The organism is Bartonella sp. AA18HLJMS (genome assembly GCF_042197245.1).
Classification (GTDB): Bacteria; Pseudomonadota; Alphaproteobacteria; order Rhizobiales; family Rhizobiaceae; genus Bartonella.
Genome location: NZ_JBHIRP010000032.1, coordinates 1 through 5,934 on the forward strand (window position 1 = coordinate 1; position 5,934 = coordinate 5,934).

6 protein-coding genes are annotated in these 5,934 nt (G+C 44.8%); all 6 read left to right on the forward strand.

Annotated features, from left to right (window positions below; all coding sequences use genetic code 11):
- On the forward strand, window positions 1-260 hold a 260-nt coding region (locus ACFINW_RS09215; RefSeq protein ID WP_375674223.1), incomplete at its 5' end, for a DUF2345 domain-containing protein.
- Complete coding sequence (locus ACFINW_RS09220; RefSeq protein WP_375674224.1) at window positions 257-598, forward strand: GPW/gp25 family protein; 342 nt, start codon at window positions 257-259, stop codon at window positions 596-598. The genes ACFINW_RS09215 and ACFINW_RS09220, both read left to right, overlap by 4 nt.
- Complete coding sequence (locus ACFINW_RS09225) at window positions 595-1,422, forward strand: baseplate J/gp47 family protein (protein WP_375674225.1); 828 nt, start codon at window positions 595-597, stop codon at window positions 1,420-1,422. Before ACFINW_RS09220 ends, ACFINW_RS09225 begins: the two co-directional genes overlap by 4 nt.
- Window positions 1,422-2,540: a phage tail protein gene (locus ACFINW_RS09230; protein WP_375674226.1), complete on the forward strand. Its 1,119-nt coding sequence runs from the start codon at window positions 1,422-1,424 to the stop codon at window positions 2,538-2,540. Before ACFINW_RS09225 ends, ACFINW_RS09230 begins: the two co-directional genes overlap by 1 nt.
- Window position 2,541: 1 nt before the next feature.
- Entirely contained in the window at window positions 2,542-5,685 is a 3,144-nt protein-coding gene (locus ACFINW_RS09235) for a DUF4815 domain-containing protein (protein ID WP_375674227.1), read from the forward strand.
- A 13-nt stretch (window positions 5,686-5,698) separates the two neighbouring features.
- The coding region (locus tag ACFINW_RS09240) for a Bgr_08870 family protein (protein WP_375674228.1) at window positions 5,699-5,934 on the forward strand (236 nt) is incomplete at its 3' end.

Consider the following 5,934-nt stretch of genomic DNA (forward strand, 5'->3'; position numbering starts at 1 on the left):
GTGGCAAGCTAGAGCTTACCGCACCGGAAGGCATAAAGATTGTTTCAGAAAGCGATATAAATTTAAACGCAAAAGGCAACATCTCTTTGAAGGCTGGTGGTGACATTTCACTGAATTCGAATGATAGTCTCTCTCTTCATTCTGGAAATAATGTTTCCATTCATTCAAGTGGATTAAGACATAACGGCACCAATGTAGGAGCAACACATGTTCATGGCGGTGTTTATTCTGGTGGCGCGATGACTGGAGGTCCCAATTGAACAGTGGAATGGACCGTACAACAGGAAAGCCATTAACCGGAATTGATCATTTGCGCCAATCAATCCTTGACATTTTGTTAACGCGGATTGGTTCGCGTGTAATGCGGCGTGATTATGGTTCACGTGTTGCTGAACTCATTGATGCACCGGTTAATAATGCTTTTGCTGTTGCTCTTTATGCTGCTGTTGCTGAGGCTTTAGACAAGTGGGAACCGCGTTTTAAAGTGAAAAAAATTGATTTTAAAAGGGGTGAGAATGGACACGTTTCTTTATCCTTTGAAGGCATTTATTTGCCATCCGGCAAGCCCATTACCATGGAAGGATTATTGATAAAATGAATGGAGTGCTTGCAAAACCAGACATCATCACAGAACTTTCTTTTGAAGAAATACGCGCTGCTGCTCTTGTCCATTTAAAAGAGCTTTTGCCTGAATATACCATTCTTGAAAGTGATCCGGCCGTAAAAGTCATAGAGGCTTTTAGCTATCGAGAGTTGCTTTTAAGACAGCGTATTAATGAGGCAGCACGCAACAACATTCTTGATTTTGCAACCGGTGAATCTCTTGATGCTTTGGGAAACTGGCATGGTCTTGCCCGCATGGAGGGTGAAAGTGACGAGAGATATCGTGAACGCATACAGCTTCATGCCCGTGGAGGAAACGGAAGTGGAACAGAACCCTATTACAAACTTATCGCCTTAACAGCCGATAGTCGAGTGAAAGATGCCATTATCTATCGTAAAGGCAAAAACCCAACCATCTATGTTGCTCTTTTTGGTAATAATGAAGAAGGAACAGCCTCTGAAGATCTCATACAAGCAGTTTCACAAGCTCTTCACAGAAAAAATATCATCATGACCAATGATACAATCATTGTTCACGCTGCTGTCAAAAAAGTGCTGGATTTAGAAGCAGATGTTTGGCTGTTACCAGAAACATCTTTGAAAATTCTCACAACAATGGAAACAAATTTACGCACAGCTTGGAAACAAGAACAAGCCATTGGTCGTGAATTAAGTTTGTCGTGGTGGATTTCAAAACTAATGATTGCTGGTGTCCAAAAAGTCATTGCCATTACCCCAACACAAGACAGTATGGTTTGTGATGAAGAAATTTTATCGATTGGAAAAATCACCTTAAACTTCAAAGGACGTGCCCGCTAATGGTTGGTTCCCTCCTTCCCACAAACGCAACAGAATTTGAAAAGCGCCTTGCCGATGCTTGCGATTTTCATCAAGATATTGATGGTTCTGTTTTGGGGATTTCACGCGCAAAACTGATCACACGCCCTCCCCGTTTCTTGCCGTGGCTCATTGAAGAATACGGGCTTGGTGAACTGACACCTTATGTTCCAAACCTCTATGATTTGATTGATCAAGGGCTTCAATGGCAGCGGATACGTGGCTCACTTGCGGCAATAGAGATGGGGCTTGAATGGCTAGGGATTTCGGCACGCTTTACGCCAGCGTGGACGGGGCGGGCATGGTGGAACTCCTTTCACCTTGATTTTGATCAGTTGCCTGAACGCAAAAGCCTTGAAGCCATTGAAGCGATTACAGATCTCTCCAAAAGTTTGCGCTCCGATTTTCGTCGTGGTGTTGCGGGGTATGATGTGCAAGCTGTTGAATGCAATATGTCACGCCTTGATGACAGCATGTTGGAGTATGAAAGCGGTGTTCGCTTAACAGCTGGGGGCACTTTGTTTTCCTTTGGGCGCACAACAGAGATCAATCACACGCTCACAAGAGAAGAAGGCAGGCTTATTGGTAATTGGATAGATGACTTTGACGAGGAGTTAAGCTGGAACCAAATTGATTATCCTTGGGATTTGGCAAATTTTCCGTGGTGTTCGGTTAAAAAACATGAACGCGATATACTCATGGCAGAATGGTTTCATGGTCGCACGCTTTATCTCGTGTTAAGAGACAGCCAAAATAGCGTGATTGGGTTTCGCAGATGCTATGCTGTAGCGCCTGTCGAACAGGCTTTGGATGGTGTGTATAGCCATTGTGGTAACAGATTTAACCCTTCTACAACCGGGACTCTGTTGTTTCTTGCAGCCCGCACAGATTTTGAAGATGTTGAGGACAAACAAGCAGCATTTGTTTCTATTCTCGTTCACGGCATTCCCAAACAAGATGTCCCTCTTGATATCCCCTTTGGAAAGCTTTGGTGTGATGCCAATGAACTAAATGGCGGTGTAGAGATACTCAAAACGCCTATCAATATTCCTTTGCGTGCCGATGTTCGCGAACAATTCAAGATTTTATTGAGGTTTTAATATGAAGCATGAAAGTGGTTTACCCTTTGCAATTGACAGATCTCGCGGCAAAGAGGAACAACAAAGCGTGGTGTTTTATGGCACGCGTCCCTTTATTCAAAGTGGTGAACTCAATGAGGTTCAAACCATCATCAGGGGGCGTCATGACCGCTTGGGGCGCCTTGTTGCAAAAGAAGGAGACCGCGTTGAACGGGCTGATGCTTTTGTCAACAAAGAGACAAAGACCGTCACTTTAACGGATGGCAAGATTTATATCGCAGGCGATATTTTCCCCGTTGCACCAGCTGTACTCAACAATGTTGCCATGATTGGGCGCTTGGAAATTGGTGTGAAGCTGCAAAAAAAATGGATAACTCATGAAGATGATCCAGAGCTCTTGGGGCAAGTCCCTGGTACCTTAGCAGAAGGAGAGCCTGGTGCCGCACGCGAAACAGCACAGCTTGTTTGGGCACTGAAAGAGGATGCGCAGAATGGCACTTTCTTTCCGGTTTATATTTTACAAGATGGTGTTCTGATTGATCAAAAATCGCCCTCACTGCTTGAACCCGCCATGCAAGCTATTGCGACGTACGACCGTGCCCATGGGCATTATATCGTGAGTGGCTGCCGTGTGAGCGCATTGGGAGCCAATAACGGTTGCCAAGTGTTTAGTATTCAAGAAGGAGAAGCCAATATCAATGGCTTTAAACGCAAACGCTTAGCGGCTTTGCGTCATGAAGAACTCGAGGACTTTTCGACAAGCGTTGTTCCTAGCGAAACGCATATTTTTGCGCCCCCAAAAGGGAAAACAAGTTTCACCTTTAAACCCTATTATTTTCCTATTGCCGATATTCAGTCTCTTTTGTTGACAAAAGAAAAGACCGTTACCGTCACCCGTGGTGCCGTTGCCGCTGGGCGTGATGGGGTGCCGGATAAAAGCATCACCGCGTTTATTAAAGTCGTTCAAGGAAGCAAGGAATTTAAAGAAGGCACAGATTTTAAAAAAACAGGAGACACCATTGATTGGGCACTGGTGGGAGACGAACCTTTAGCAGGGAGCAGCTATAAGGTGACTTATCGCTATCGCGCAAAAATCACGGCTGATAAAGTAACAGCGCAGGAAATCACTGTCTCAGGGGGTGCGGAGGGTGGTGATATTATCGTCAGTTACACTTATAAATTGCCCCGCATTGACCGTATCGGTCTCAACACAGGGGGCAATGTGGTTTACATCAAAGGTATCTCAGTAGACCAACCCATGGCACCCAGTGTTCCTGATGATGTGTTGTCCCTTGCAACCATTACCAACAATTGGCTTGAAACGCCGGTTGTGGTCAATGATGGCACACGTGTTGCCCCCTATGATGAAATGTGGCGCTATTTTCAACGAGTGCTTTCGCTTGACCGTCTGATGCAATTAGAGCGTATTAAAAGCAATGTTGACTCTAAAGAACCTGTTGCCAAAAAGGGCATGTTTGCAGACCCTTTTCTTGATGATAGTTACAGAGATGAAGGCTTTCAACAAACGGGGGCTGTAGGCAACGGCATTTTACAGCTCGCCATTGATCCAACCTTTTACACCGCTAATCTTACAGCGCCTGTCACCCTTGACTGGACAAATGAAGTGATCATTGCGCAAGAGTTGACAACGGCTTGCGAAAAAATCAATCCTTATCAAAATTTTGCACCCCTGCCTGGTACAGTAACCCTTGAACCCGCAACAGACTTTTGGCATGAACAACGCACCGATTGGCTCTCGGGTATCACCAATCAAATCATTATGGGAAAACATCGCGGCAGTACCATACGTAGAACAGAAGTAAGCGATAATTTCATCAACACACACCAAGAACAAATCGACTTTTTAAGACAAATTACCCTTCACTTTAAAATTGAAGGTTTTGGCAGTAGCGAAATCTTGGAAAGTCTTACCTTTGATGGTGTGAATGTTTTACCAAAGAGTCTCCTTATTGCCGATAGCAAGGGCACCCTTGAGGGCGCTTTCACGATTCCACAAAATATTACGGCTGGCACAAAAAATGTTGTGGCACGGGGAAAAGGTGGAACAATTGCAACAGGGCTTTTTACAGGTCAAGGCGTGATTGATGTGAAAGTGATGCGGCGCACCACAACAGTGAAGATCTGGACGCAATTTGACCCACAAGCGCAAGTCTTTACCCCCGATGAAACACGGCAAATCACTGGAATTGACTTTCATCTTTGCAAAATCGGCAATCAGAACCATGATCTGGTGATTGATTTGGTCACTACAGAAAACGGTTATCCGACCGCCGATATTCAAGCGCAAAGCTTTTATTCTATGAAGGGCGCAAAGGCAGGATGGGCAGAGGCACGCTATGATGTACCACTCCTTGTGATGGATGACCGCTTAACGGCTTTTGTCATTAAAACCGATGATGCTGATCATTCTGTCTCACTAGCAAAGCTTGGGGATTTTGATGCAGAACACCAAAGATTTGTCTCAAGTCACCCTTACGTGACCGGTCCACGTTTTTCTTCTGTCAATGCTAGGAGCTGGACTGCTCATCAAGATGAGGCTTTAGCCTTTCGAGTGCTGGCGGCACGCTACACACAAACAGAAAAAACCATTGATCTTGGCACTTTTGATCTTGTGGACTGCTCTGATTTACAAATACGCGCAGCCATTGAATTGCCTTCAAGCGATTGTTCTGTCATCTTTGAAATTGAAAGAAACAACGGCACGGTTTATCAACTCCTTCCCTTTCAATTACTCAGTCTTACTGAATATATCAGTGAAAAGGTAAAGCTCCGCGCTATTCTCAAAGGGACAGAGAAGCTCTCACCCGTCTTGTTTGCGCCTGTTCAATTGATTGCGGGGAAGATTCATAAAACAGCCACTTATGTCACCCGTGCTTTTACCTTTGGGGAAAAGGCAAGGTTGACCAGCTATATCAAAACCTTTTTACCGGGCGGTGCAACCTTTACACTCGAGATGCAACTGGATGATGGTGCTTTTGTTCCTTTGAAACTCGACGAAACAGAACAACTCGCTGAACCGCTTTGGACAGAGCGCAAATTTGTGAGCAGCGATAAAACAGCCAAACAAGCGCGCTTGAAACTCACGCTTACCGGTGGACCAGCAGCACGGTCAATGGTGAGTGATTTTGGCGCCGGTATATTGTGATGGGAGAACAGAGATGACCAAAACCAAAAAACTTGACATGGAATTGCCTAAAGAAGGTCGCTTTATCAGTTCTGAATTCCCAATCTTGCGGGAAAACTTGACCAAAATTGATCAAGCGATAATGGAAGTTGAGGACAAGGTAGACGAAAAAGCGCCTTCAAAACACACGCATACCATAAGCGAAATCACAAATCTAGAAAGCGCTCTCAATGGCAAAATGGCAGCGGATAAAACTTTCTCATTTGCTGA